Raw genomic sequence first — 24,823 nt, forward strand, 5'->3', positions numbered from 1 at the left:
GCCTGCGACTTCTTTCCATGACCAGCGCCTCAGCCCTCCCAACCCAGCTCACCCAGCGCCTGCAGAGCATCGATGCCCTGCGTGGCCTGGTGATCCTGTTCATGCTGCTCGACCACGTGCGTGAAACTTTCTTCCTGCACCGCCAGGTCAGCGACCCGATGACCATCGACACCACCGACCCATCGCTGTTCGCCAGCCGCACCCTGGCCCACCTGTGCGCCCCAGTGTTCGTCCTGCTCACCGGCCTGTCGGCCTGGCTGTATGGCGAGAAATACCAGGGCCGCAGCGATGTGTCGGCGTTCCTGTTCAAGCGCGGGCTGTTCCTGGTGGTGCTGGAGTTCACCCTGGTCAACTTCGCCTGGACCTTCCAGCTGCCGCCGAGCGTGGTCTACATGCAGGTGATCTGGGCCATCGGCGTCAGCATGATCGCCCTGTCGCTGCTGGTGTGGCTGCCGCGTCCTGCCCTGCTCGCCCTGGGCGCGCTGATCATCGCCGGGCACAACCTGCTCGATGGCCTGCACTTCGGCGTGGAATCGGCCCTGCATGTGCCGTGGGCGATCTTGCACGACCGTGGCTGGCTGGAGGTCTCGGAGAACCTGCGCCTGCGCACCTCCTACCCGGTGCTGCCGTGGATCGGCGTGATCGCCTTGGGCTACGGCCTCGGCCCGTGGTTCGCCCGTGGCAGCGACGCCGGCGAGCGCCAGCACCGCCTGCTGATGGCCGGCATCATCGCCCTGCTCGGCTTCATGGTGCTGCGCATCTACAACGGCTACGGCGAGGCGCCGTGGAGCGGCTACCCGACCGTCACCCAGACCCTGATGAGCTTCTTCAACATCACCAAGTACCCACCCTCGCTGCTGTTCCTGGCCCTGACCCTGGGTTGCGGCCTGCTGTTGTTGCGCGCCTTCGAGCGCGCCGGACTGGCCCGCTGGATCAGCGCCCTGGCGGTGTTCGGCGCAGCGCCGATGTTCTTCTACCTGCTGCACCTGTACGTGCTCAAGCTGCTGTACCTGGCCTGCGTGGCGCTGCTGGGCCTCAACCACGGCGACTACTTCGGTTTCGACGGCATCGGCGCGGTGTGGCTGGCCGCGCTGCTATTGGCGGCGGCGCTGTACGTTCCAGTGCGCTGGTTTGCCCGACTCAAGGCGCGCCGGCGCGACATCAGCTGGCTGAAGTACTTCTGATTATGCGTTTCACCCGGCGGCCGGATGGTCTACCATGCCGGCCGCCGGTTTCCACCACGGAATTAATAGGGAATCCCAGGCCCGCCCAACCAGGCGTGCCGATCGGAACTGCCCCCGCAACTGTAGGTGCCGAGCCTGCTCCATTGATGCCACTGGATCATGATCCGGGAAGGCTGGAGCCGGGCGAGGACGCACCAGTCAGGAGACCTGCCGGCAAATATTCACCAACCGGCGGGGTGTCCGGGATGGCCATCCGTGTTGCCCCTGTGCGTGCAGGGGCTCGGCGATGCCTGTCCGTGCGTTCCTCACCAGAACTGTCCGACAGGAGATCGCCCAGCATGCTGCCCCGTATCACCGCCCTGCTCGCCGGCCTGAGCCTCACCGGCCTGGCTCAGGCCGCCGCCACCCACTACCCGCTGACGCTCGACAACTGCGGCGCGCCGCAGACCTTCACCCAGGCGCCCGAGCGCGCGGTCACCATCGGCCAGGCCGGCACCGAAGTGCTCTACGCCCTGGGCCTGGGCGACAAGCTGGCCGGCACGTCGTTGTGGTTCAACAACGTACTCCCGGAATACAAGGCACTGAACGACAAGGTGCCGCGCCTGGCCGACAACGAACCCAGCTTTGAGGCCGTGCTCGGCAAGCGCCCGCAACTGGTGGCGGTGCAGTTCGAGTGGATGGTCGGCGCCCAGGGCGCGGTCGCTACCCGTGAACAGTTCAGCGAGCTGAACATTCCAACCTACCTGCTGCCCTCGGACTGCGAAGGCAAGGACAACCTGGTCGGCGCCGACGGCACCCGCCTGCAGGCGTTCCAGGTCCAGAGCATCTACAAGAGTGTCAGCCAGCTGGCCGAGATCTTCGACGTGCAGGACCGTGGCGCGGCGCTGAACAGCGACCTCAAGGCACGCCTGGATAGCGCGAAGCAGCAGCTGGCAGGCAAGGACCTGTCGCAGACTTCGGCACTGTTCTGGTTCTCCAGCGCCGACCTCGACATCGACCCCTACGTCGCCGGCCGCCAGGGCGTGGCCGACTTCATGCTGCGCACCCTGGGCGTGCGCAACGTGGTCGAATCGACCGAGGAATGGCCGACCGTGGGCTGGGAAACCCTGGCCAAGGCCAACCCGACCTGGCTGATCATCGCGCGCATGGACCGCCGCCGCTTCCCTGCAGACGACTACCAGAAGAAGCTCGAATTCCTGCGCAGCGACCCGGTCACGAAGAACATGGACGCGGTAAAGAACAACCGCATCATCATCCTCGACGCCGACGCCATGCAGGCCGGCATCCGCCTGTTCCGTGGTTTGCAAACCTTGTCTACGGCCTTTGCCAGCGGTAAAGCGGCGCAGTGATGAAAGCCCTGCCCTTCAGTGCCCTGGCCGTTCTGGCCCTGCTCGCAGCCGTGCTGGCCGGCACCGCCATCGGCGAGACCAACCTGTCACCAAACGTGGTCTGCCAGGTGCTGGCCAACCACCTGTGGCAGGCCGGTTACCCGGTCGACCCGATCGATGCCGGCATCGTCTGGAACTACCGCCTGACCCGCTCACTGGTCGCCGCGGCTTGCGGTGCAGGGCTGGCGACCTGCGGGGTGATCCTGCAGGCGCTGCTGCGTAACCCATTGGCCGAGCCCTACCTGCTCGGGCTGTCCGCCGGCGCTTCGACCGGTGCTGTGCTGGTCGGCCTGGTGGGCCTGGGCAGTGTCGCCCTGAGCATGTCCGGCGGCGCCTTCATCGGTGCCCTCGCGGCCTTTGCCCTGGTACTGGTGCTGGCCCGTGCGGCCGGGCCGAGCCGCAACAACGCCCAGGTGATCCTCGCCGGCATCGCCGGCTCGCAGCTGTTCACGGCCCTCACCGCCTTCCTCATCACCAAGTCGGCCACCGCCGAGCAGGCGCGCGGCATCCTGTTCTGGTTGCTGGGGAACCTCAGCGGCGTGCGCTGGCCGTCAGTGTGGATGGCGTTGCCGGTGGCGCTGTTCGGGCTGGCGATGTGCCTGTGGCACCGCCGGGCGCTGGATGCCTTCACCTTCGGCGCCGACTCGGCGGCCTCGCTGGGCATCGCCGTGCGCCGCACGCAGTTGCTGCTGATCAGTTGCGCGGCACTGGTAACGGCCGTGATGGTGTCGATCGTCGGTGCCATCGGTTTCGTCGGCCTGGTCATCCCCCACGCCCTGCGCCTGCTGCTCGGCCCCGGCCATGGCCGCCTGCTGCCGGCCAGCGCCCTGGGCGGCGCGCTATTCCTGATTGCCGCCGATGTGCTTTCGCGCACGCTGATAACTGGCCAGGTGATTCCGGTCGGCGTGGTCACCGCCCTGATCGGCGCGCCGGTGTTCGCGCTGATTCTGGTCAGCCGCCGGGGGCGCCCATGACCGTCATGAATGCCGTGCACGTCGCGCCACTCGCCTGCCGGGGGCTGGGCCTGCAACTGTCGGGCAACACCGTGCTGTGCAACATCGACCTCAACGTGGTGGCCGGTGAAACCCTGGGCATCGTCGGCCCCAACGGCTCGGGCAAGTCGTCCCTGCTCAAGTTGCTGGCCGGGCTGCGCACGCCGGGCACCGGCAGTGTGCAGTTGCTCGGCGAACCCCTGGCGCGCCTGCCGCGACGGCGGGTCGCCCAGGCGCTGGCGCTGGTCGAACAGCAGGCCGACACCCTCGATGCAATCAGCGTGTTCGATGCCGTCGCCCTGGGGCGCACGCCCTGGCTGTCGGCGCTGGCACCGTTTTCCCGGGAGGACCGTGCCATCGTCGAGCAGGCCCTGGCCGACCTCGACGCCACGCACCTGCGTGAACGCGTCTGGAGCTCGCTGTCCGGCGGCGAGCGCCAGCGCGTGCACATCGCCCGCGCCCTGGCCCAGCGCCCGCAGGTGCTGCTGCTCGACGAGCCAACCAACCACCTCGATATCCAGCACCAGCTGAGCCTGCTGCAACAGGTGCAGGCACTGCCGGTGACCACCTTGGTGGCCCTACACGACCTCAACCAGGCGCTGACCTGCGACCGCGTGGCGGTGCTCGACAAAGGCCACCTCGTGGCCCTCGGCAAGCCGCTGGAGGTGCTCACCCCGGAGCGCCTGCTGAGCACCTTCGGTGTGCACGCCCACTACCTCACCGACCCTTTCGACGGCGCGCGCATCCTGCGTTTTCGCGCCCCTTGAATGACAGGAAGTTGCCGCATGTTGTTGCGCCCCGCCGCTGTACTCGCCTTGCCTCTGGCAATCCTCGCCCCGTTCGCCCAGGCAGATTCGGCGCAGTCGCAAAGCAGCGGCTTTATCGAAGACAGCAACTGGAACATCCTCAACCGCATTGTCTACGACCAGCGTGACTACAAACACGGCGGACGCAACAGCGGCGCACGCAATGCCTACAAGCCACGCAACGAACGCAACGGCCTGGCAGAGGAATGGGCCTACGGCCTGATGGGCACGTTCCAGTCCGGTTTCACTCAGGGCTTGATCGGCGTCGGTGTCGATGCCCACGCCTATCAGGGCGTGCAGCTCGACAGCGGCGGCGGCCGTGCGGGCAAGGCGCGCCTGCTGAGCGTGGACAACGACGGCCATCCGAAGAACGCATACAGCCGAGGCGGCGCGGCGCTGAAGCTGCGGGTGTCCAATACCGTGCTGTCCTGGGGCGAACAGCGGGTGAAGACACCTGTGTTCAGCTCCTCGGACAGCCGCCTGTTGCCCGAAACGGCCACGGGCTTGTTCCTGACCAGCAGCGAGATCGACACCCTCAAGCTGGTCGCCGGCCACTTCAACGAAAGCACCGATCGCAACGCGTCCAGCCACGACCAGGGCTTTGTGGTTAACTACTCCGACGGCCGCCAGGGCAACAGCTTTGACCTCGCCGGCCTGGTGTGGAACCCCGGCGCCGCCTTCAGCGCCAGCCTGTACACGTCGCGTTACGAAGACACCTGGAACCAGCACTACCTCGGCAACACCCTCACCCACGCCCTGGATGACCGCCGCAGCCTGAGCCTGGACCTCAACCTGTACCGCACCACCGACACCGGCAAGGCGCTGTCCGGGCGCATCGACAACACCACTTGGAGCCTGGTCTCGCGCTACAGCCAAGGCCCGCACAGCGTCAGCCTCGGCTGGCAGCAGGTGGATGGCAACACGCCCTTCGACTACGTCACCCGTGGGGCGATCTACATCGCCAACGCCGTGCAGATGTCCGACTTCAACGCACCGAACGAAAAATCATGGCAGGCGCGCTATGACCTGGACATGGGCGGTTATGGCATTCCGGGGCTGAACCTGACCGCCCTGTATGTACGCGGCTTCGATATCGACGGTACCCACGTCGACCCCAGCGGCGGCTATGCGTACCTGGGTTATGGCAAGGGTGGCAAGCATTGGGAACGGGACCTCGAAGCACGCTACGTGGTGCAGAGCGGCAAGGCCAAAGGCACCACGTTCTCGCTGCGGCACAACGTGCACCGGGGCAACACGGCGCAGGCGGAGCTCGATGGCGACCAGATCCGCCTGGCGGTGGAATGGCCGTTGTCAGGCGGTTTCTGATAGCCCCCAGACCTGCTTCTCCAGTTCGGTGAGCGTCGCCACGACGGCGGCGAACACCTCGTTGAACTCGGAGCTGACATTCTGGTGCGCGCGATAGTTGCTCAGCAGGTAGCGCTTCACGGTCTTGGGCCAGCTGCCATCCTTGTGCGCCGCGATGATGATGCCCTTGGCATCCTGGTAATTGGCTGACGGCCTGACCTTGGTCAGCAGTTTCTCGAAATCGACATAGGTCCAGTCGTCCCTGCGGTTCTCGAACGCGTCGAGCAGGTCGAGTTTGTACAGTGCGAGATGTGCCATGGGCATCCTTCCTCTTTCATCGTGAAGGAGACGACGGTATGCAAATCGCACGGCAATTGAAATGAACGTGGTGGTGACGGTCAGCCGCATGAAGTAGGAATGGTCCTACGTGGCGAGCCAGTGCTCCATGTGCGTCGTGCGCCACAGCGGGTCGTCTTCCACGTCCGTCAACGCAAAGCCTTGCCGCTCCCAGAAATGTATTGCACCGGGCAAAAACGGGTGGGTATGCAGGTAGAGACATTCGACAGCAGCGGCGCGGGCGTGCTCGCGCAAAGCCGCGAACAATGCCGCCGCCAGGCCATGACGGCGGTACTGGGGCAGCACGAACAGGCGCACCACCTCGACCACGCGCTTGCCGTGGTAGTCGAACTGGGCGAAGCGATGGTCGTAGGGCAGATAGCCGATGCCTGCGATCAGCCGACCTTGATCGCGGGCTTCGAGGAAATGGCCTTGGCCTTCCAGGTACGTCTCGGCGAAACGGGCAAGGTCCTTGGGCAACGGCGAATCAGCTAGCATCGGGAATAGCCCACGGCGGGCGTTGTCGATGAAGGTCACGACTTCGCTGATGCACTCGTGAGTGGGCGGTTGGATGATCCAGTGGGTCATGAGCAAGGAAACGTGGTCTGAATGAGGGGCTTTCTACCTCAGGGACTGATGGCTGGCAACCCGACACCGCTATAATCTCCCCTCTGCAAAACGCGCCCAAGGCCACCCCATGCCCTGCATCCAGAAGTTGCTGTTGCCCTTGCTGTTCATTACCGCCCTCGCCGCGTGCGACCAGAAGCCCACCCGCGAAGAGCAGATCCTGGCCAACCTGCCGCTGCAGGAAGCCTACGACCACAACATCGAGCGTATGGCCGCGCTGCTCACCCGCACTCACCCGCAGCTGGATGCAGCCACGATCAGCCAGGTCCTGCGCAAGCACCTCACCGTCGAGGACCAGCGCCAGGACCTGTTCAAGCTCTACAGCGAGAAGAACTTCAGCGACGCCGAGTTCGCCACCATCGTCGCCGCCACACAGGATCCGGCCAAGGCCAAGGCGCTGGAACAGACCGAGGAAGGCAAGCGCCTGAGCGACAAGCTTACCGGGCTGATGCGCGAGACGGCGCGGGATGAGAAGGTGCAGGCGCTGGCCGAGCAGCGGATGCAGCAGGTGGAGGATGAACTGGAAGAGCTGGAGAAGCCGGGCTCCTGATTTGTCCCGCGAAGAGGCCGGCACAGGCTGAACTGATCGTTCACTCGGCTGACGTGTCCAATGATCATTCAAGACCTGGAGACCAACCATGCCCCGCCTGGGCTTCGCCTGCATGTACCGCCACCCTCACCGCAGCCTGTCGGTGAAAGAGCTTGAGGCCATCGAACGCGCCTTCAACCCGCGCACCACCACGCTGCGCTGGCTGTCCAGTGCCAGCCAGGAAGCGGCCCGGCTCAAGCTACTGGAACTGGTACAGCACAACCTCGACGCGCAATTGCGCCTGCTGGCCTACGTCAGTGAACTGCCGCCGCTACTGCGCATGGTGCGCCTGAGCAGCGACCTGCTGCCGCTCTACAGCCACCCCGGCGTAGGGCCAATTTATCGCGACACCGAGTTCCAGGCCCTGATGGCCGAACGCTTCGCGGCTATCGGCAAGCTGGCCCGCGACCTGGATATCCGCCTGTCATTCCACCCCGGCCAGTACTGCGTGCTCGGCTCGGACCGCCCCGAGGTGGTGGAGAACAGCCTGGCCGAATTCGAATACCACGCCGACATGATCCGCATGATGGGCTTCGGTCAGCGCTTTCAGGACTTCAAGTGCAATGTGCATATCGCCGGGCGTCTCGGCGCAGCCGGGGTACGCCAGGTGTGGCCAAGGTTGTCGCAGGAGGCGCGCAACGTGATCACCTTCGAGAACGACGAGAAGACCTACGGCGTAGACGACTGCCTGGCACTGGCCGACCTTGCGCCGGTGGTGCTCGACATTCACCACTGCTGGATCCATGAGGGCGACTACATCGACCCGCACGACCCGCGCGTGGCCCGGATCATCGACAGCTGGCGCGGGGTGCGGCCAACCATGCACTACTCGCAGCCGCCGGAGAGCTTGCAGGCACTGGGCTTCGACGCTGATAGCAAGCTGACCATCCCGGCGTTGCTGGAGAAGGTGAACAAGCGTGACTTGTATCAGCACAGCGCGCAGATGTGGAACGACTGGACCAACCGCTACGCCCTGCAATTCAGCGATCGCTTCGACATCATGTTCGAGGCCAAGGACAAGAACCTGGCGACCCTGGATTTCTACCGCCGATACGTCGAGCGGCCATGACCGCAAAAACACCGCAACAGACCGCTTGCGCTTCGAAAGAGATGAACTTAACTATTGTTTCAAGAGTTGTCATAAATCTGTCGTGTTTCAGTCATAGGATTGACCCCAACCTGACATTTTCTCTCTTCATGGATGAACGTCTCATGCGTCGTGTGGTTTTCAATCAGAAAGGTGGCGTAGGCAAATCGAGTATCGCCTGCAACCTCGCCGCGGCCAGCGCCGCCGAAGGCTATCGTACGTTACTGGTCGACCTCGATCCCCAGGCCAACGCCACCTACTACCTCACCGGGCTGACTGACGACGACATCCCCGCCGGCATCGCCGACTTCTTCCGCCAGACCCTGTCGCCGGTCACCGCCTCCGGCAAGAAGCACCGCGTGGCGATCACCGAAACCCGCTACGACAACCTGCACCTGGTGACGGCCAGCCCCGACCTCAGCGATCTGCAGAGCAAGCTGGAGAGCAAGTACAAGATCAACAAGCTGCGCAAGCTGCTGGTGGAGCTGGGCGAGGACTACGAGCGCATCTACATCGACACCCCGCCGGCGCTGAACTTCTACACCTTCAGCGCCCTGGTGGCCGCCGAGCGCCTGCTGATCCCGTTCGACTGCGACAGCTTCTCGCGCCAGGCGCTGCTCAGCGTCATGGCCGAAGTCGAGGAACTGCGCCAGGACCACAACCCGGCGCTGCAGGTGGAAGGCGTGGTGGTCAACCAGTTCGCCGGGCGCACCGCGTTGCACCAGACCTTGGTCGAGCAGTTGCGCGACCAAGGCATGCCGGTGCTGCCGGTGTACCTCAGCAGTTCGATCAAGATGCGCGAATCGCACCAGGTTTCGGTGCCGCTGGTGCACATGGCGCCCCGCCACAAGCTGGCGCAGGAGTTCGTCGAGCTGCTGGACGTGCTCGAACGCGCCGCCTGAACTGCGACAACACGCCACAGCCAGGCACTATTCTGCCGTTCGTCCGGGTGATAGATTCGCCGCCATGAAAATCACCCGGCACACTCGCACGCTGACTGCCTGGACGCTCTATGCCAGCGTCCTGTTCAGCCTGTTGCTGTGTGGCCTGCACCATGGCCAGATGGGCGGCCTGCGCCTGGCCGGCCTGGAAGGCGGTTTCTGCTCGATCAACAGCGAGCACGGCGTGGCCATCGACCTCGACGGCGCCGGTGGCGACCAGCACATGGCCCAGCTCGACTGCCCGGTGTGCTCCTCGTTCGGCCTCGCCGTGCCGCTCGCAAGCAGCGGCTGGTCGTTCAGCCCTGCACACGCCACTGCCACCTCGCCCATCGTCGTGCGCAGCTGGGCGCAACCGCCGCCCCGTTACCAACGCCCTGCCCTCACTCCCCGCGCTCCCCCTGCCATCTTCCCCGCAGCCGTTACTCACATCGCCTGACTTCAGCCGGGCGCGCCTGCCTGCGCGCTCGCCGTCAGCCATGACCTTTGCGTGGAAGACATAACAACATGCTCCGCAATACCTCCCTGGTGCTCCTCATGGGCACCTGCACCTTTGCCTGGGCGGACAATGCCGCCGTCGAACTCAACGCCACCACCATCGACGGTGAGCGCGATGCGCCCTCCGGCGTGCAACTGGACGTGCCGATCAGCACCGGCTCGCGCCTGGGCCTCAGCGCACGGGAAACCCCTGCATCGATCAGCGTATCGGACCGCCGCATCATCGAAGAACGCGGCGCCAAGGACAGCCAGGATGTAATCAACGCCATGACCGGCGTGAACGCATCGGCCAACCCCGGCTATGGCGGCTTCGTCAGCTACCGCGGCTTCACCCAGAACCAGGTGACCCAGCTCTACAACGGCATCAACCTCGGTTACAGCAGCGCCACCCGGCCGGTGGACGCCTGGGTGCTGGACCGCGTCGAGCTGCTTGGCGGGCCGTCGTCCTTCCTGCATGGCGCAGGTGCCGTGGGCGGCTCGATCAACTACATCACCAAGACCGCCAGCCGCGACCAGCAGATCATCGATGGCCGCGTGCGCTATGGCAGCTACGACGACTCGGAAGTGGCCTTCGGGATCAACCAGGCCCTGGCCAGCAACCCGGCCGATGCCCACCATTTCATGCGTCTGGACTTCAGCCATACCGGCAGCAATGGCTACATCGACCGTAACCAGCGCAAGACCGACAGCCTGGCGTTTTCCCTGCTCAGTGATGTGACGCCCGACCTGACCCACACCCTGGCGCTGGAGTACCAGGAGGATCGCGAAGACAGCCCCTACTGGGGCGCGCCGATCCTGCCGGGGCGCAGCACCATGAAGATCGACAACAGCCGCCGCTTCGAGAACTACAACGTCGCCGACGGCCGCTACGAGCAGCGGGTGCGCTGGCTGCGCTCGATGCTCGATTACCAGGTCAACGACAGCACCAGCGTGCACAACACCCTGTACCACTACAGCGCGCAGCGCGACTACCGCAACGTCGAGCGCTACAGCTACACCGGCGACGGCGATGTGCAGCGTGGCAGCCCTTACCTGCAGCGCCACGAACAGAGCGTGCTGGGCGACCGCATCGAACTGCGCCACGACAACCAGCTGTTCGGCCTGGCCAGCCAGTGGTCGCTGGGCCTGGACTATTCGCACATGCGCCAGACCGTGTACCCGACCTCCGGGAGCTGGACCGATGTGGTCGACCCGGACCGCTTCGACCCGGGCAGTTTCTACGACATCCCCGGGGTGAACGCCGGGCTGACCAAGCAGCGCCGGCATGTCACCAGCAACCGCGCCGTGTTCGCCGAGAACCGCCTGCAACTGACCGAGCGCCTGGCCTTGCTCACGGCCCTGCGTTACGACTATCTGGACATGGAGGTGACCAACTACGGCGCGGTCACGCCGACTTCGCCAGCGTTCTTCGAGCGGCGCTGGGAACCGCTGTCCGGTCGCGTCGGCCTGACCTACGAACTGACGCCAGCGGCCAGCCTTTACGCCCAGTACAGCACCGCCGCCGACCTGCCAGCCGGTTCGCTGGCGGCGGCCACCTACGCCAACGTCGGCACCTTCGACCTGTCCAAGGGCGAGCAATGGGAAGTGGGCAGCAAGTTCGACTTCCTCGAAGGGCGAGGCGCGGCAACCGTGGCCTTGTACCAGATCGTGCGCAAGGACTTTGCCGTGCGCGATTCGAGCAACCCCAACCTGACTGTCCAGGCCGGGCAGCAGACTTCACGTGGTATCGAGTTGTCCGGGCGGCTGCAGGTCACGCCCAAGCTGCTGGCCGAGGGCAACTACGCCTATGTCGATGCGCAATACGATGAGTTCAATGAAGCGGTCAACGGCGTGTCGGTATCGCGCAAGGGCAATGCCCCGGTCAACGTACCGGCCAATGTCGCCAACCTGTGGCTGACCTACAGCTTCACCTCGGCCTGGGCGGCGGGGGTGGATGCGCGCTATGTCGGCTCGGTGTACGCCGACAACGCCAACACCCTCAAGGCGCCGGCTTATACCTTGTTCGGCACCTTTGCCCGCTACCGGCTGGATGAACACACCACGATCACCGGGCGGGTGCGCAACCTGACCGATGAGGTGTATGCCAAGCAGGCCTACGGGCTGCAGTACTACATGGGGGCACCGCGCACGTTCGAAGTGGCGCTGGACTTGCGCTTCTGACGCTCAAGTCTGTGCCGGTTATCGAACCGGCACAGACTTTAAGAAATCTCCTACCCGCCAACCTCTCAATTCCTATCTCGCCATCAGTGATAATGTGCACCCCACCCGCGCCGGGACATGAAGCACCGGCTCAGGCAATTCAAGGACGTTCCCGTGTTGAAAGCTCCCGTACTGAAATCGCTGTCTCCCTCTCTTATCGCTGCTGCATTGCTCCTGTTGCCTGGCTGCCAGAGCCGAGTCACTGCCGAAGTGGATCCACAGGCCCAGCAAACCTTCATAAGCGACATGCAGCAAGCCCTGAAACTCGGCATCGCCACGGCAGACACCGACGAGCAGGTCGGCGTGGTCATGCTGACTGTCATCCTCGACCGGCATTCCAGCCCTACCAGTTGCAAGGCCAGCAAGGCCCCGATCAAGTACGAAATGCAACTGCCTGCCGACGTGAAGCGCTCGGACTACAAGGCTCTGGCCAGCATGGTCGAGGCGCAGTGCTGGAAGACCATCTACCCTGTGGCACCAGAGGGGATGCGCGAAGTGGACGGTACCCTGGAGGTACGCGCGCCGATGTTCGTGCTGCTGCCCGCCGCCGCACAGGCATCCGGTACGCCGCGGCGCCAGGTCATCGCGCAACGCGAGTACTTCTGGCAGCACCTGCTGCGCGACCAGCCGGTGAACAGCATCGGCAGGGTCTCGGTGTTTTACCAGGCCAATGCACAAGGCAAGGTCGAAGATTGCCTGGTGCAAATCTACCCGCACCCGCTGCGGCCGAACGATTTTCGCCTCGACGGCAAGCTGCAGGCCCAGCTCAACAGCCGCTGCCTGGCCATGGACCTGAGCCGTTTGCCAGGCTTTTCGCCAGACATGCACGGCGTGGCCAAGGGCTACAGCGAGCTGGAATACGCGCCGTGGCGGGTCGGCCGGCAATAACCGCCTGCGGTCGAAACAGATATCCCGATGTCGCCCTGAACGAAGCGCCCCACCACGCTCCTCGGTCTACTGGCCCTGATAACAACGATGGCGCGCCTGAGCGCGCCACATTCATCCAGGCTGCCTATGGAAACCGGAGAGCTTCCGTATGTCTGCATCGCATGAGGTATCCCCTGGCACCCTGCGCAGGGTCATCGCCGCCTCGGCCATTGGCAACTTCGTCGAATGGTTCGACTTCGCCGTCTATGGCTTTCTCGCCACGCTGATCGCCAGCCAGTTCTTCGCCAGCGAAGATGCCAGCGTCGCCCTGCTCAAGACCTTCGCCGTGTTTGCCGTGGCCTTCGCCTTGCGCCCGCTCGGCGGCATCGTGTTCGGCGCACTCGGCGATCGCCTGGGGCGCAAGCGCATCCTGTCGCTGACCATTCTGCTGATGGCCGGCTCCACCACCTTGATCGGCCTGCTGCCGACCTATGCCAGCATCGGCCTTGCGGCACCGGCGTTGCTGACCTTGGCGCGCTGCCTGCAGGGTTTTTCTGCCGGGGGTGAATACGCCGGAGCCTGCGCCTACCTGATGGAGCATGCGCCACAAAACAAACGTGCGTTCTATGGCAGCTTCGTGCCGGTGTCGACCTTCTCCGCCTTTGCCTGTGCGGCGGTGATCGCCTATAGCCTGGAGGCCAGCCTGTCGACCGAGGCCATGACCGCCTGGGGCTGGCGCATCCCGTTCCTGGTGGCCGCGCCGCTGGGGCTGGTGGGCTTGTACCTGCGCTGGCGCATGGAGGAAACCCCGGCATTTCGCAAGGCCGTCGCCCAGGGCAAGGAACATGAACATTCGCCGCTCAAGGAGACCTTGCGACACCACGGCCGGGCGATTCGCAACCTGGGCATGTTCATCTCGCTGACGGCATTGTCGTTCTACATGTTCACAACCTACTTCGCCACCTACCTGCAACTGGTCGGCAATCTGACCCGGGCCCAGTCGCTGCTGGTAACCACCGTGGCGTTGCTGTTCGCGGCCGTTGGCTGCCCGCTGGCAGGGGCCTTTTCGGACCGGGTCGGGCGGCGCAAGACCATTGGTTTTACCTGCCTGTGGGTGATGGTTTGCGTGTTCCCCGCTTACTGGCTGGCCAGCTCCGGGTCGATGTCGGGGGCGTTGCTGGGGGTGATACTGCTGGCGGTGGGAGCGCTGTGCAGTGGCGTGGTCACGGCGGCGTTGCTGTCGGAGAGCTTCCCGACCCGGACCCGCTACACCGCTTCGGCGATTACCTACAACGTGGCCTACACCTTGTTTGGCGGTACCGCGCCGCTGGTGGCGACCTGGCTGATCGGGCAGACCGGCAGCAGCCTTGCCCCGGCGTTCTACCTGGTGGTGATTGCGCTGGTGGCCTTGGTGGGCGGGTTGGCGTTGCCGGAGACATCGCGGATATCGTTGCATGATGAAGCTGGGGTTGATGTGAGCCCGGCAGCCCGCGCTTCGAGCTGAGGCCCCTGGGGCTGCTATGCAGCCCTTTCGCGACACAAGGCCGCTCCTACAAGAGACCGCGTTTCCTGTGGGAGCGGCCTTGTGTCGCTAAAGGGCCGCAAAGCGGCCCCGGGGATCTCAATCCTCTTCACGCCTGTATGCCCATTGATACAAGGCCGGCAACACCAGCAAGGTCAGCGCCGTCGACGACAAAATCCCGCCAATCACCACCGTCGCCAGCGGCCGCTGCACCTCGGCCCCGGTCCCTGTAGCCAGGGCCATCGGAATGAACCCCAACGACGCCACCAACGCGGTCATCAGCACCGGCCGCAAGCGCGTCAGCGCCCCCTCCTCGACCGCCGCACGCAAACCACGCCCCTCTTCACGCAGGCTACGTATGAAGGCAATCATCACCAGGCCATTGAGCACCGCTACACCCGACAAGGCAATGAAGCCCACCCCTGCGGAAATCGACAGCGGAATATCCCGCAGCCACAGCGCCAGCACCCCGCCGGTCAAGGCAAACGGAATCCCGGTGAACACCAGCAGGCCGTCCTTGAGGTTGTTGAACATCATCAGCAGCAACGCCATCACCAGCAACAACGCCACCGGCACCACCACCCGCAGGCGCTCGGCCGCCGACTGCAACTGCTCGAACTGGCCGCCCCAGCGGGTCCAGTAACCCGCCGGGATCTGCACCTGCTCGCGCAAGGCCAGCTCGGCCTGCTCGACGAACGACCCCAGATCACGCCCACGCACGTTGGCACTGACCACCACCACGCGCTTGCCATCCTCGCGGCTGACCTGGTTCGGCCCCAGCTGCAGGTTCAACGTGGCCACCTGCGACAGCGGGATGAAGCCGATCTGTGCCACGCCGGCTGCAGCGCTGGCGGGTACCGGAATCAGCAGGCTGCCCAGGCCATCGACATCGGTGCGCAGGGTTTCGGGCAGGCGCACCACCATGTCGAAGCGACGATCGCCCTCATACAACGTGCCCGCCGTGCGCCCGCCAACGGCAATGGCAATGGCGTCCTGCACGTCCCCCACATTCAAGCCATGGCGCGCGGCCTTGTCGCGGTCAATGTCGATGGTCAGCACCGGCAGGCCGGTGGTCTGCTCGACTTTCACTTCCGAGGCGCCTGGCACCTGTTGCAAGCTGCTGGCGATCTGCGCGGCGGTGCGGTTGAGCACGTCCATGTCATCACCGAACACCTTCACCGCCACGTCGCTGCGCACGCCGGAAATCAGCTCGTTGAAACGCAACTGGATCGGCTGCGACAGCTCGTAGTTGTTGCCTGGCACGCTGGCAGCAGCGCGCTGGACTTCGGCAATCAGCTCCTCGCGAGGCTTGCCGGGGTCGACCCATTGCTCGCGCGGGCGCAGCATCACGTAGGCATCGGAGATGTTCGGTGGCATCGGGTCGGAGGCGATCTCGGCGGTGCCGGTGCGGGCAAACACCCGCTCCACCTCCGGCACCTGGGCGATGATCGCCTGCTCCAGGCGCTGTTGCATGTCCACCGACTGCGACAGGCTGGTACCAGGCACGCGCAGCGCCTGCAAGGCAAAGTCGCCTTCGCTGAGGCTGGGGATGAACTCGCTGCCCATGCGGCTGGCCACCACCCCGGACAGCAACACCAGCCCCGCGGCGGCGGCAAACGCCAGCTTGCGCCGGCCCAGCACCCAGTCGAGCACCGGCGCATAACGCTGGCGAGCCGTGCGCATGACCACGCCCTCTTCTTCCTTGACCTTGCCGGTGACGAACAGCGCGATGGCTGCCGGCACGAAGGTCACCGAAAGGATCATCGCGCCCAGCAGTGCCATCACCACGGTGAAGGCCATCGGGTGGAACATCTTGCCCTCGACCCCGGTCAAGGCAAAGATCGGCAGGTACACCACCATGATGATCAGTTGCCCGTAGATCAGCGGCCGACGCGCCTCGCGGGCAGCGGCGAACACCTCGTGGAAGCGTTCGGCACGGGTCAGCATGCGGCCATGGCGCTGCTGGGCATGGGCCAGGCGGCGGATGGCGTTCTCGACGATTACCACCGCGCCATCGACGATGATGCCGAAGTCCAGGGCGCCGAGGCTCATCAGGTTGGCACTGACCTTGTTGCTGAACATGCCGGTGAAGGTGAACAGCATCGACAGCGGGATGACCATGGCCGTGATCAGCGCGGCGCGGATGTTGCCGAGGAACAGGAACAGCACGGCAATCACCAGGATTGCGCCTTCGACCAGGTTCTTCTTCACCGTGGCAATGGCTTTTTCCACCAGGTGGGTGCGGTCGTAAACCGTCACGGCGACCACGCCCTCGGGCAGGTTGCGGTTGATCTCGGCGAGCTTGGCCGCCACGGCCTGGGACACCGTGCGGCTGTTCTCGCCAATCAGCATGAACACCGTGCCCAGCACCACTTCACGCCCATTCTCGGTGGCCGCGCCGGAGCGCAGCTCTTCGCCCAGGCCGACCTGGGCGACATGGCTGACGCGGATCGGCGTGCCGTCGACGCTGGAGATGACGATGTTGGCGATGTCCTCGGCCGAGGCTACCTGCCCCGGCGCGCGGATCAGCAACTGTTCGCCGTTGCGCTCGATGTAGCCGGCGCCGACGTTGGCGTTGTTGCGCTCCAGCGCCGCGATCAGGTCGTTGAGGGTGAGCTTGTAGGCCGCCAGGCGCTTGGGCTCGGGGGCGATCAGGTACTGCTTGGCGTGGCCGCCGATGCTGTTGACCTCGGCGACGCCGGGCACATTGCGCAACTGCGGCTTGATGATCCAGTCCTGGATCACCCGCAGGTCGGTAGCCGTGTAAGGCGTACCGTCGTCCTTGAGCGCGCCCTGCTCGGCCTCCACGGTCCACAGAAAGATTTCCCCCAGGCCCGTGGAGATCGGCCCCATGCCGGCCTCGATGCCTTCGGGCAACTGCTCGCGGGCCACCTGCAGGCGCTCGTTGACCAATTGCCGGGCGAAGAAGATATCGGTGCCATCGTCGAAGATCACCGTCACCTGCGACAGCCCCGAGCGCGACAGCGAACGGGTCTGCTTGAGGCCCGGCAGACCAGCCATGGCGGTCTCGATGGCGAAGGTGGTGCGTTGCTCGGTCTCCAGCGGCGTATAGCCGGGCGCGGCGGTGTTGATCTGCACCTGGACGTTGGTGATATCCGGCACCGCATCGATCGGCAGTTTCTGGTAGCTGTGGATGCCCACGGCAGCCATCAGCACCACGGCGAGCATCACCACCAGGCGCTGCTCGATAGCGAATTGGATCAGGCGTTCGAACATGCAAGCGTCCCCGCGATCAATGGCTATGCTCGGCAGAAGCCTTGCCGAGCTCGGACTTGAGGACGAAGCTGCCGGCGGCAGCCACCTGGGTGCCGGCGGCCAGGCCTGCGGTGATCTCCACCTGGCCAGCGTCGCGGCGGCCGGTCTTCACCGGGCGGGCCTCGAAGCCTTCATCGGTGCGGGCGAACACCACGGTCTGCTCCTCCCAGCTCTGCAGCGCGCTCTCGGGCACGACGACGGCTGCAGTGAAGCGCTCGACATTGACCGCGATGTTGACGAACAGCCCGGGGCGCCAGGCACCGTTGGGGTTGGCCAGGGTGGCGCGCACGGTGGCGGCGCGGTTCTGCTCGCCGAGCAGGCTGCCGACGTAGTTGACCTTGCCCTGGACTTCGGCGCCGAGGTCCGGTGCGCTGACGGTCACGCTGCGCCCGCTGGTGACCCGGGCCAGGTCGCGGGGTGCGACGGCGAAGGTGGCCCAGACCCGGCTCAAGTCAGACAAGGTGAAGGCATTGCTGGTCTCGTCGACCACTTCGCCCACGGTCAGGTGCTTTTCCACCACCACGGCATCGAAGGGGGCGCGCAGTTCGTAGCGGTTACCAGCACCGGCCGGGCCGACCGCCGCCACCTTCTGCCGGGCATTGGCCAACGCGATTTCAGCCTCTTGCAAGGCCTGGCGCGCCTGCAGGTAGTCCTGCTCGGCGCTGATGCGCTCCTGCCACAGTTGCTGCTCGCGCTGGAAGGTCAGGCGCGCCAGTTCAAGGCGGCGCTGAGCGGCCTGCTGCTCGCTGCGCAGGTCGGAGATCTGCTGGCTGGCGATCACCGCCAGCACCTGGCCGCGCTTGACCGACTGGCCAAGCTCGGCCTGCACTGCCTCGACCACCCCCGGCACCCTTGGCACCACATGGGCTGTACGGTCTTCATCGAAACGGATCTCGCCGGGGAAGCTGATGGCGGTGCCGAGTTCGCGAGGTGCGGCGGCGGCAAGCTGGATGCCGGCCGACTCGATCTGGGCGATCGACATGTGCAGTGCACCTTCCTTTTCCTGATGCTCTTCTCCAGCCTCCTCGGCATGGCCGTGGCTGTCTTCGCCATGATCGTCGTGGCGGGCTTCTCCTGTACTGGCCTGGCCCAGGTTACCGGTCCAGACCAGACCACCCGCGCCGAGAACGGCAAGGGCAGCGATCAGGAGAGCGAGTTTGCGGGGGTTAGTCATTGTTGCTCCTGCTGCTCGAATTTTTGCTCAAACCATCAAGGTCGCCGTAGATCCGCTCGACCTGCGCCCGGGCATCGGTTGCCGCCGCCAGGGCCTCGAGGTACAGCCCGCGCGCGTCGATCAAGGTACGCTGGGCATCGAGCACGTCGAGGAAGGCGAACTTGCCCATCTCGAAGCCACGGGTGGCGGTGTCCACAGCCTGCTGCGCCGACGGCAGGATGGTCCGGTCGTAGGCCTGCACCTCCTGCATCGCCGTGCGCCACTGATCGACGGCGCTACGGGTTTCGCTGCGCAGGCGCAGTTCGACCGCATTGCGTAGGTCGCGGGCCTGGTCGGCACGGCGGGCGGCGGCCAGCACGTTGCCCTGGTTGCGGTCGAACAACGGCAAGGGCATCGACAGCCCGACCACGTTGACCCGCTCGCGGTCCTCGCGGCTGTACTGGCTGCCGACGCTGACGGTGAGGTTGGGAATGCGCAGGGCCTTTTCCGAGCCCAGCGATGCTTCGCCGCGCTCGACCTGGGCGGCTGCCAGGCGCCATTCGGCGGTGCGCTCGACCTGGTCGAGCAAGGCATCGGCTGAAGGTGCAGTGCCAGGTGACAGGCTGGCCGCCGACAGCGTGTCGAAGGTTGCCAGCGGGCTGCCGGTCAACCGCGCCAGGGCCTGGTAGGCCACCGTGCGCTGGGTTTCGGCGCGACGCACCTCGGCCTGGGCCTGGGCCAGTTGCACCTGAGCACGGGTGGCTTCCACCGGTGACGACTGGCCGGCCGTGACCCGGCCCTGTACCACCCGCAAACCACGTTCGGTGAGCGCCTGCGACTGCTGCGCCAGTTCCATGCCAGTTTGCGCGCGCAGGGCGGCGTGGTACGCCTGGACCACATCGGCACGCAGGCCGTTGCGCAGGCGTTCGAGGTCCAGTTGGGCAATGGCCTGGCCGGCACCGGCAACCGCGATGCGTGCACCGCGCTTGCCGCCCAGCTCCAGTGGCTGGCTGAGGGTGACGGTGCTGGTGCTGGTATCGCGGCGGGTGTCCTCCATTTCCCAGGCCAGTTCAGGGTTGGGGATCAACCCGGCCTGGCGCCGCTCACCCTCGGCGATACCGATTTCGCGACCGGCGGCGGCCAGTTCAGGGTTGTTGGCAAAGGCGGCGCTCAGCGCCTCGGGCAGGCTCATGCCGGGCCCGGCCTGGGCGCTGGCGGCGGCCACCAGCAACAGGCTGAGCAAGGCGATCTTGCGGGGGGTGGGCACTTCGGAAGTCCTCGTCGGCGAGCATTGGCGAGGGACTGTAAGGAGGGCTGGTTATCGAGGCGGTGGCGCGAACATTACAATTGCGTAATCCGGTGAGCTGCCAGGACAAGTTCGATAATCGCCCACTTTGCCGACCTGCGACACCTGATCCAATTGACGAAATTAACCACCCGGTACAAACATAGAGGCATTCAACAACAACAAAGCGATGCTCGCCATGAAGCCCCTTATTCTCGTGCTCAACGGCCCCAACCTGAACATGTTGGGGACCCGTGAGCCTACCCAGTATGGCCATGAAACCCTCGCCGACCTGGCCCAGGGTTGCGCCGACACTGCCCATGCCCACGGCCTGGAAATCGAATTCCGCCAGACCAACCACGAAGGCGAACTGATCGACTGGATCCACGCCGCCCGCGGTCGCTGCGCCGGGATCGTGATCAACCCCGGCGCCTGGACCCACACCTCCGTGGCCATTCGTGACGCACTGGTGGCCAGCGAACTCCCGGTCATCGAAGTGCACCTGTCCAACGTGCACAAGCGCGAGCCATTCCGCCACCTGTCGTTCGTCTCGTCGATTGCCGTGGGCGTGATCTGCGGCCTGGGCAGCCACGGCTATCGCATGGCCCTGAGCCACTTTGCCGAGCTGTGCCAGGAGCCGCGCGCATGAACCAGCCCGCCATCCTTGCCGGCCTGATCGGGCGTGGCATCCAGCTGTCGCGTACCCCTGCCCTGCACGAGCATGAAGGTGACGCCCAACACCTGCGCTACCTCTATCGCCTGATCGATGCCGACCAGCTCCAGCTTGAGGACAGCGCCCTGGCGCAACTGCTCGATGCCGCGCAGCACACCGGCTTTACCGGGCTCAACATCACCTACCCGTTCAAGCAGGCAATCCTGCCACTGCTCGATGAGCTGTCAGACGAGGCGCGCGGCATTGGCGCGGTGAATACCGTGGTACTCAAGGATGGCAAGCGGGTCGGCCACAATACCGACTGCCTGGGCTTCGCCGAAGGCCTGCGCCGTGGCTTGCCGGATGTGTCGCGTCGGCGTGTGGTGCAGATGGGCGCTGGCGGTGCCGGCTCGGCGGTGGCCCATGCGCTGCTGAGCGAGGGGATCGAGCAACTGGTGCTGTTCGAGGTGGATGCGGCGCGTGCCCAGGCGCTGGTCGATAACCTCAATGGCCATTTCGGCGCAGGCCGGGCGGTGCTGGGAACGGACCTTGCGGTCGAGGTGGCCGAGGCCGATGGCCTGGTAAATACCACGCCGGTGGGCATGGCCAAGCTGCCCGGCACACCTCTACCCGTGGCGCTGCTGCACCCGCGCTTGTGGGTGGCTGAAATCATCTATTTCCCGCTGGAGACCGAACTGCTGAAAGCGGCACGGGCGCTGGGTTGCCGCACGCTGGATGGCAGCAACATGGCGGTGTTCCAGGCGGTGAAGGCATTCGAGCTGTTCAGTGGCAAACAGGCAGATGCCGAGCGGATGCAGGCGCATTTTGCCAGCTTCTCCTGACAGACCGCAGCGCCTTCTTCGCGGGTAAACCCGCTCCCACAGGGCCTTCACAGCACTCAAGAGCTGTGGTGGGAGCGGGCGTGCCCGCGAAGAGGCCAGCACAGGTTTACCCTTTCTCATCCAGCAGCGCCTGTATGACTTTCTCCTGCCCGGCATAATCACCTTCACCAAAGTGCACATGCCGCACCTGCCCTTGCCGATCGACAAAGTAATGCGCCGGCCAGAACTGGTTACCCCAGGCATTCCACACCTGATAGTCGTTATCCACCGCCACCGGATACGCGATATCCAGGCTGGCCACCTTGCTCTTCAGCTGCCCCACATCATGCTCGTAGTCGTACTCCGGCGTATGTACCCCGACCACCACCAAGCCCTGGTCGGCATAGCGCCGCGCCCAGTCGTTGACGTGCGGCAGGCTGCGCTGGCAGTTGATGCAGTCCCAGGTCCAGAAGTCCACCAGCACCACCTTGCCCTTGAGCGCCGGGGCGTCCAATGGCGGTGAATTGAGCCATTGGCTGGCGCCAGCCAGTGGCGGCATGGCGCCGTAGTTATCGCGAGCCATCAGTTGCCCGCCAGCAAGGCCCAAGCCAACCAGCGCCAGGGCTACGCCCCCCACTTTCAACAGCAGCCGGCGATCAGTTGTCATGGCAACCGCTCGTGGCGTAGGTGCGGTATTCGACGCTCTCATGCTGGCCTTTGGAGTCGAGGTAGTCCATGCGAGTCTTGACCGGGCCGCAGGCATTGCTCTGGTCATCCTTCACCGACAGCACTTTCTTCACATCCAGATGATCACCATAGCGATACTGCATGACGCTGGCGTCGTTCATCGAGGTGGAGCTGGCATTGGCGGCAACGGCACCGAGGCTGAGCACGGCGAACAGGCTGGCGCTGGCGATAGTCTTGAAGTTCATGGCATCTCTCCTTGGCAACACTTTCAGGGGTGGGGATCTGTGCTCCCCGGTCGAGAGCCATTTCACGTCCGCCAGGTATCTCGCATGTGTCGCCGCAGGCTGTGATCTGCTTCCTCCTGTATCTGTACCGAGGCCAGATACACTGCAATACAAAACCCCGCAGGCAAGCCCCCAAGTGCTCGGTACACTGCGCCCACTCCCCCTTGAACAGGAACGCCGCGAATGGAACATGTCGATCACATCCTGATCGTCGACGACGACCGTGAGATCCGCGAACTGGTCGGCAACTACCTGAAAAAGAACGGCCTGCGCACCAGCATCGTCGCCGACGGCCGGCAGATGCGCACCTTCCTCGAAGCCAACAGCGTCGACCTGATCGTCCTCGACATCATGATGCCCGGCGACGACGGCCTGCTGCTGTGCCGCGAACTGCGTGCCGGCAAGCACCGCAACACGCCGGTATTGATGCTGACGGCACGCAATGACGAAACCGACCGTATCATCGGCCTGGAAATGGGCGCCGACGACTACCTGACCAAGCCGTTCTCTGCCCGCGAACTGCTGGCCCGCATCAATGCCGTGCTGCGCCGCACGCGCATGCTGCCACCGAACCTGACCATCAGCGAAAGCAGCCGCCTGCTCGCCTTCGGCCAGTGGCGCCTGGACACCACTGCCCGTCACCTGCTCGACAGTGAAGGCACCCTGGTGGCCCTCAGCGGTGCCGAGTACCGGTTGTTACGGGTGTTCCTCGACCATCCGCAACGGGTACTCAGCCGCGAGCAGCTGCTGAACCTGACCCAGGGGCGCGAGGCAGACATCTTCGACCGCTCCATCGACCTACTGGTCAGCCGTCTGCGTCAGCGCCTGGGCGACGATGCCCGTGAACCGAGCTGCATCAAGACCGTGCGCAGTGAGGGATATGTGTTCTCGCTGGCAGTCCAGCTTCTTGAGTCACCCTCATGAAATGGCCCCGCACCCTCGCCTCGCGCCTGGCCTTGATCTTCTTCACCGGGCTGGTACTGGCCTATGGGCTGTCGTTCAGCCTGCAAGCCTACGAGCGCTACATCAGCAGCCGCTCGATGATGCTCAGCAACCTGGAACAGGACGTGATCACCTCTGTGGCCATCCTCGAACGCCTGCCCGCTGCCGAACGTGCTGCCTGGCTGCCGCGGCTGGAACGGCGCACCTACCGTTACCGGCTGGACGAAGGCTTGCCGGGCTCAGCCATGCCAAGCAACGACCCACCCATGGCCGCCGAGTCGATCGTCAAGGCCATCGGCGCCCAGTACCCGCTGACCTTCCTGGACATCCCGGGGCCCAATGCTCACTTCCAAGCCCACTTGCGCCTGGCCGATGGTGCGCCGCTGACCATCGATGTCACGCCATCCCCCGTCCCGGTAGCGCGCTGGCTGCCGCTGGTGCTGCTGATCCAGCTGGCCGTGCTGCTGTTCTGCACCTGGCTGGCGGTGCGCCTGGCCATCGGGCCTCTCACCCGCCTCGCCCAGGCCGTGGACGACCTCGACCCGGACAAACCCGGCGTACAGCTGGATGAAAGCGGCCCGCGCGAGGTCAAGTACGCCGCCGTGGCGTTCAATGCCCTGCAGGCACGCATCGCTGCCTACCTGAAAGAACGCATGCAATTGCTGGCTGCCATCTCCCACGATCTGCAAACACCGATCACTCGCATGAAACTGCGGGTCGAGGTCATGGACGATGGCGTCGAGAAGGACAAGCTCTGGCATGACCTGGACGCCATGGAGCACCTGGTCCGCGAAGGTGTGGCCTACGCCCGCAGCATGGACATCAACACTGAGGCGCCGTGCCGGATCAACCTCGACGCCTTCCTCGACAGCGTGGTGTTCGACTACCAGGACAGTGGTGCCCAGGTGGAGCGCCACGGCAATACGGGGAGCCTGTTGGAAACACGTCCGCATGCGTTGCGCCGAGTGCTGGTGAACCTGGTGGACAATGCCCTGAAGTTTGCAGGCAAAGCTCAACTTGAAGTCAGCCGCGAGCAGGGCAGGACTTTGATTCGCGTCCTCGATGAAGGCCCTGGGATCCCTGCCGAAGAACTGGACGAAGTACTCAAGCCGTTCTACCGGGTAGAGAGTTCGCGCAATCGCAGCACCGGAGGCACTGGCCTGGGGCTGGCCATCGCCCAGCAACTGACCCAGGCCATGGGCGGCAGGCTGACCTTGAGCAACCGCAAAAGCGGCGGCTTGTGCGCCCAGATCGAGCTGTAACGCCCTCAACGGTGGCCCGCTCGGGCCACCGTATTGCCTAGAGAGCTACAGTCCGATACATATAACTGCTTTCACCGACACACTGCAGATACCCATCCCCCGCACACTCCCGGTCACACAACG

The 24,823-nt window shown here is 64.9% G+C and carries 23 protein-coding genes and 1 riboswitch; of the genes, 16 read left to right on the top strand and 7 right to left on the bottom strand.

Annotated elements, in window-relative coordinates; genetic code table 11:
- Positions 1–17 precede the first annotated feature (17 nt).
- The 5 genes from ACLEJU_RS04155 (at position 18) to ACLEJU_RS04175 (ending at position 5,696) form a co-directional block, all read left to right on the top strand.
- Positions 18–1,184, top strand: a complete 1,167-nt coding sequence (locus ACLEJU_RS04155; RefSeq protein WP_435421905.1) for a DUF1624 domain-containing protein — start codon at positions 18–20, stop codon at positions 1,182–1,184.
- 28 nt (positions 1,185–1,212) lie between these two features.
- A riboswitch (cobalamin riboswitch) is annotated at positions 1,213–1,413 on the top strand.
- Positions 1,414–1,522: 109 nt separating this feature from the next.
- Positions 1,523–2,533 (top strand): ABC transporter substrate-binding protein, encoded by a 1,011-nt coding sequence (locus ACLEJU_RS04160; protein WP_435421906.1) that lies wholly within the window; start codon positions 1,523–1,525, stop codon positions 2,531–2,533.
- Positions 2,533–3,546 carry a FecCD family ABC transporter permease gene (locus ACLEJU_RS04165; RefSeq protein WP_435421907.1) on the top strand — a complete coding sequence of 338 codons (1,014 nt, stop codon included), beginning with the start codon at positions 2,533–2,535 and terminating at the stop codon, positions 3,544–3,546. Before ACLEJU_RS04160 ends, ACLEJU_RS04165 begins: the two co-directional genes overlap by 1 nt.
- Positions 3,543–4,331, top strand: coding sequence for an ABC transporter ATP-binding protein (locus tag ACLEJU_RS04170; protein ID WP_435421908.1), 789 nt, complete (start codon positions 3,543–3,545; stop codon positions 4,329–4,331). Before ACLEJU_RS04165 ends, ACLEJU_RS04170 begins: the two co-directional genes overlap by 4 nt.
- Positions 4,332–4,349: 18 nt before the next feature.
- Positions 4,350–5,696: an OprD family porin gene (locus tag ACLEJU_RS04175; RefSeq protein ID WP_435421909.1), complete on the top strand. Its 1,347-nt coding sequence runs from the start codon at positions 4,350–4,352 to the stop codon at positions 5,694–5,696.
- Here ACLEJU_RS04175 and ACLEJU_RS04180 read toward each other — a convergent pair.
- Both ACLEJU_RS04180 and ACLEJU_RS04185 read right to left on the bottom strand, forming a co-directional pair.
- The gene (locus ACLEJU_RS04180) at positions 5,682–5,993 is read right to left on the bottom strand and encodes a hypothetical protein (RefSeq protein WP_435421910.1); all 312 of its coding nucleotides are present in this window, start codon (positions 5,991–5,993) and stop codon (positions 5,682–5,684) included. The two genes, ACLEJU_RS04175 and ACLEJU_RS04180, sit on opposite strands and share 15 nt — an antisense overlap.
- Before the next feature lie 105 nt (positions 5,994–6,098).
- The gene (locus ACLEJU_RS04185; RefSeq protein ID WP_435421911.1) at positions 6,099–6,599 is read right to left on the bottom strand and encodes a GNAT family N-acetyltransferase; all 501 of its coding nucleotides are present in this window, start codon (positions 6,597–6,599) and stop codon (positions 6,099–6,101) included.
- Between the two features lie 109 nt (positions 6,600–6,708).
- Here ACLEJU_RS04185 and ACLEJU_RS04190 point away from each other — a divergent pair, with 109 nt between their 5' ends.
- The 7 genes from ACLEJU_RS04190 to ACLEJU_RS04220 all read left to right on the top strand — a co-directional run bounded on the left by ACLEJU_RS04190 (position 6,709) and on the right by ACLEJU_RS04220 (position 14,320).
- On the top strand, positions 6,709–7,188 hold the full coding sequence (locus ACLEJU_RS04190; protein WP_435421912.1) for a hypothetical protein: 480 nt from the start codon (positions 6,709–6,711) through the stop codon (positions 7,186–7,188).
- An 88-nt stretch (positions 7,189–7,276) separates the two neighbouring features.
- A complete protein-coding gene (gene uvsE / locus ACLEJU_RS04195) occupies positions 7,277–8,296 on the top strand; it encodes a UV DNA damage repair endonuclease UvsE (RefSeq protein WP_435421913.1) in 1,020 nt (339 codons plus the stop codon).
- Positions 8,297–8,439: 143 nt separating this feature from the next.
- A complete protein-coding gene (locus ACLEJU_RS04200) occupies positions 8,440–9,216 on the top strand; it encodes a ParA family protein (protein ID WP_435421914.1) in 777 nt (258 codons plus the stop codon).
- Positions 9,217–9,280: 64 nt separating this feature from the next.
- On the top strand, positions 9,281–9,691 hold the full coding sequence (locus ACLEJU_RS04205) for a DUF2946 family protein (RefSeq protein WP_435421915.1): 411 nt from the start codon (positions 9,281–9,283) through the stop codon (positions 9,689–9,691).
- 68 nt (positions 9,692–9,759) lie between these two features.
- Entirely contained in the window at positions 9,760–11,910 is a 2,151-nt protein-coding gene (locus tag ACLEJU_RS04210; protein ID WP_435421916.1) for a TonB-dependent receptor, read from the top strand.
- Positions 11,911–12,063: 153 nt separating this feature from the next.
- Complete coding sequence (locus ACLEJU_RS04215; RefSeq protein WP_435421917.1) at positions 12,064–12,837, top strand: hypothetical protein; 774 nt, start codon at positions 12,064–12,066, stop codon at positions 12,835–12,837.
- 148 nt (positions 12,838–12,985) lie between these two features.
- Positions 12,986–14,320 (top strand): MFS transporter, encoded by a 1,335-nt coding sequence (locus tag ACLEJU_RS04220; RefSeq protein WP_435421918.1) that lies wholly within the window; start codon positions 12,986–12,988, stop codon positions 14,318–14,320.
- A gap of 117 nt (positions 14,321–14,437) precedes the next feature.
- Here the strand turns inward: ACLEJU_RS04220 and ACLEJU_RS04225 are convergent, their stop codons facing one another.
- The 3 genes from ACLEJU_RS04225 to ACLEJU_RS04235 are packed head-to-tail and all read right to left on the bottom strand — an operon-like array spanning position 14,438 to position 20,034.
- The gene (locus tag ACLEJU_RS04225) at positions 14,438–17,575 is read right to left on the bottom strand and encodes an efflux RND transporter permease subunit (RefSeq protein ID WP_435421919.1); all 3,138 of its coding nucleotides are present in this window, start codon (positions 17,573–17,575) and stop codon (positions 14,438–14,440) included.
- A 16-nt stretch (positions 17,576–17,591) separates the two neighbouring features.
- Positions 17,592–18,788 carry an efflux RND transporter periplasmic adaptor subunit gene (locus ACLEJU_RS04230; RefSeq protein WP_435421920.1) on the bottom strand — a complete coding sequence of 399 codons (1,197 nt, stop codon included), beginning with the start codon at positions 18,786–18,788 and terminating at the stop codon, positions 17,592–17,594.
- Positions 18,781–20,034: a TolC family protein gene (locus ACLEJU_RS04235; RefSeq protein WP_435421921.1), complete on the bottom strand. Its 1,254-nt coding sequence runs from the start codon at positions 20,032–20,034 to the stop codon at positions 18,781–18,783. Before ACLEJU_RS04235 ends, ACLEJU_RS04230 begins: the two co-directional genes overlap by 8 nt.
- 217 nt (positions 20,035–20,251) lie before the next feature.
- Here ACLEJU_RS04235 and aroQ point away from each other — a divergent pair, with 217 nt between their 5' ends.
- Both aroQ and ACLEJU_RS04245 read left to right on the top strand, forming a co-directional pair.
- Positions 20,252–20,701, top strand: a complete 450-nt coding sequence (gene aroQ / locus ACLEJU_RS04240) for a type II 3-dehydroquinate dehydratase (RefSeq protein WP_435421922.1) — start codon at positions 20,252–20,254, stop codon at positions 20,699–20,701.
- On the top strand, positions 20,698–21,546 hold the full coding sequence (locus ACLEJU_RS04245) for a shikimate dehydrogenase (RefSeq protein WP_435421923.1): 849 nt from the start codon (positions 20,698–20,700) through the stop codon (positions 21,544–21,546). Before aroQ ends, ACLEJU_RS04245 begins: the two co-directional genes overlap by 4 nt.
- 106 nt (positions 21,547–21,652) lie before the next feature.
- Here ACLEJU_RS04245 and ACLEJU_RS04250 read toward each other — a convergent pair whose 3' ends face one another.
- The gene (locus ACLEJU_RS04250; RefSeq protein WP_435421924.1) at positions 21,653–22,192 is read right to left on the bottom strand and encodes a thioredoxin family protein; all 540 of its coding nucleotides are present in this window, start codon (positions 22,190–22,192) and stop codon (positions 21,653–21,655) included.
- Positions 22,182–22,457 carry a DUF2790 domain-containing protein gene (locus ACLEJU_RS04255; RefSeq protein WP_435421925.1) on the bottom strand — a complete coding sequence of 92 codons (276 nt, stop codon included), beginning with the start codon at positions 22,455–22,457 and terminating at the stop codon, positions 22,182–22,184. The genes ACLEJU_RS04250 and ACLEJU_RS04255 overlap by 11 nt, the downstream gene beginning before the upstream one ends.
- A gap of 222 nt (positions 22,458–22,679) precedes the next feature.
- On the opposite strand from ACLEJU_RS04255, the gene ACLEJU_RS04260 reads away from it, so the two are divergent.
- Together ACLEJU_RS04260 and ACLEJU_RS04265 are read left to right on the top strand one after the other, a co-directional pair.
- Positions 22,680–23,420 (top strand): response regulator, encoded by a 741-nt coding sequence (locus ACLEJU_RS04260; RefSeq protein WP_435421926.1) that lies wholly within the window; start codon positions 22,680–22,682, stop codon positions 23,418–23,420.
- On the top strand, positions 23,417–24,700 hold the full coding sequence (locus ACLEJU_RS04265; protein ID WP_435421927.1) for a sensor histidine kinase: 1,284 nt from the start codon (positions 23,417–23,419) through the stop codon (positions 24,698–24,700). Before ACLEJU_RS04260 ends, ACLEJU_RS04265 begins: the two co-directional genes overlap by 4 nt.
- The last annotated feature ends 123 nt before the right edge of the window (positions 24,701–24,823 follow it).

The sequence above is a fragment of the Pseudomonas sp. SMN11 genome (genome assembly GCF_052041945.1).
Classification (GTDB): domain Bacteria; phylum Pseudomonadota; class Gammaproteobacteria; order Pseudomonadales; family Pseudomonadaceae; genus Aquipseudomonas.

What these genes read in the sequence shown, in the direction of transcription:
- ACLEJU_RS04155 (WP_435421905.1), top strand. Translation starts at nt 18, where the DNA reads ATGACCAGCGCCTCAGCCCTCCCAACCCAGCTCACCCAGCGCCTGCAG.
- ACLEJU_RS04160 (WP_435421906.1), top strand. Translation starts at nt 1,523, where the DNA reads ATGCTGCCCCGTATCACCGCCCTGCTCGCCGGCCTGAGCCTCACCGGC.
- ACLEJU_RS04165 (WP_435421907.1), top strand. Translation starts at nt 2,533, where the DNA reads ATGAAAGCCCTGCCCTTCAGTGCCCTGGCCGTTCTGGCCCTGCTCGCA.
- ACLEJU_RS04170 (WP_435421908.1), top strand. Translation starts at nt 3,543, where the DNA reads ATGACCGTCATGAATGCCGTGCACGTCGCGCCACTCGCCTGCCGGGGG.
- ACLEJU_RS04175 (WP_435421909.1), top strand. Translation starts at nt 4,350, where the DNA reads ATGTTGTTGCGCCCCGCCGCTGTACTCGCCTTGCCTCTGGCAATCCTC.
- ACLEJU_RS04180 (WP_435421910.1), bottom strand. Translation starts at nt 5,993, where the DNA reads ATGGCACATCTCGCACTGTACAAACTCGACCTGCTCGACGCGTTCGAG.
- ACLEJU_RS04185 (WP_435421911.1), bottom strand. Translation starts at nt 6,599, where the DNA reads ATGACCCACTGGATCATCCAACCGCCCACTCACGAGTGCATCAGCGAA.
- ACLEJU_RS04190 (WP_435421912.1), top strand. Translation starts at nt 6,709, where the DNA reads ATGCCCTGCATCCAGAAGTTGCTGTTGCCCTTGCTGTTCATTACCGCC.
- uvsE (WP_435421913.1), top strand. Translation starts at nt 7,277, where the DNA reads ATGCCCCGCCTGGGCTTCGCCTGCATGTACCGCCACCCTCACCGCAGC.
- ACLEJU_RS04200 (WP_435421914.1), top strand. Translation starts at nt 8,440, where the DNA reads ATGCGTCGTGTGGTTTTCAATCAGAAAGGTGGCGTAGGCAAATCGAGT.
- ACLEJU_RS04205 (WP_435421915.1), top strand. Translation starts at nt 9,281, where the DNA reads ATGAAAATCACCCGGCACACTCGCACGCTGACTGCCTGGACGCTCTAT.
- ACLEJU_RS04210 (WP_435421916.1), top strand. Translation starts at nt 9,760, where the DNA reads ATGCTCCGCAATACCTCCCTGGTGCTCCTCATGGGCACCTGCACCTTT.
- ACLEJU_RS04220 (WP_435421918.1), top strand. Translation starts at nt 12,986, where the DNA reads ATGTCTGCATCGCATGAGGTATCCCCTGGCACCCTGCGCAGGGTCATC.
- ACLEJU_RS04225 (WP_435421919.1), bottom strand. Translation starts at nt 17,575, where the DNA reads ATGTTCGAACGCCTGATCCAATTCGCTATCGAGCAGCGCCTGGTGGTG.
- ACLEJU_RS04230 (WP_435421920.1), bottom strand. Translation starts at nt 18,788, where the DNA reads ATGACTAACCCCCGCAAACTCGCTCTCCTGATCGCTGCCCTTGCCGTT.
- aroQ (WP_435421922.1), top strand. Translation starts at nt 20,252, where the DNA reads ATGAAGCCCCTTATTCTCGTGCTCAACGGCCCCAACCTGAACATGTTG.
- ACLEJU_RS04245 (WP_435421923.1), top strand. Translation starts at nt 20,698, where the DNA reads ATGAACCAGCCCGCCATCCTTGCCGGCCTGATCGGGCGTGGCATCCAG.
- ACLEJU_RS04250 (WP_435421924.1), bottom strand. Translation starts at nt 22,192, where the DNA reads ATGACAACTGATCGCCGGCTGCTGTTGAAAGTGGGGGGCGTAGCCCTG.
- ACLEJU_RS04255 (WP_435421925.1), bottom strand. Translation starts at nt 22,457, where the DNA reads ATGAACTTCAAGACTATCGCCAGCGCCAGCCTGTTCGCCGTGCTCAGC.
- ACLEJU_RS04260 (WP_435421926.1), top strand. Translation starts at nt 22,680, where the DNA reads ATGGAACATGTCGATCACATCCTGATCGTCGACGACGACCGTGAGATC.
- ACLEJU_RS04265 (WP_435421927.1), top strand. Translation starts at nt 23,417, where the DNA reads ATGAAATGGCCCCGCACCCTCGCCTCGCGCCTGGCCTTGATCTTCTTC.